Consider the following 337-nt stretch of genomic DNA (forward strand, 5'->3'; position numbering starts at 1 on the left):
CGCGCGGCGGCACGGATTGTCGCCGCAACAGCTGTTTACGTGGCGCCGGCAAATGCGACAGCCGGTTGCGATCCCTGCGGCTCACGCGCCGCAGGCGTTCGTGCCCGCTGTCGTTACCCCATCGTCAACGCCGCCGGAGCGCTCACCGCGGCAGCGCCGACGCCTCCGGAAGACGCCCGAGGGCGCCGAGAACAGCGGCGTCATCGAGCTCGAGATCAACGGCGTCGCGGTCCGGGTCGGCCGCGGCGCGGATGCCGCGACGGTTGCGGCCGTGATCCATGCGCTGAAGACCTGAACGTGATCGGTCCGACGGGCGCGGTGCGGGTGATGGTGGCGA

1 pseudogene is annotated in these 337 nt (G+C 71.5%); it reads left to right on the top strand.

The features are described 5' to 3' along the window. Positions 1 to 295: pseudogene (locus tag AC5ZFO_RS48380) on the top strand (hypothetical protein); the annotation flags it as partial. Positions 296 to 337: the final 42 nt, after the last annotated feature.

The sequence above is a fragment of the Bradyrhizobium sp. Unk1 genome (assembly GCF_059512345.1).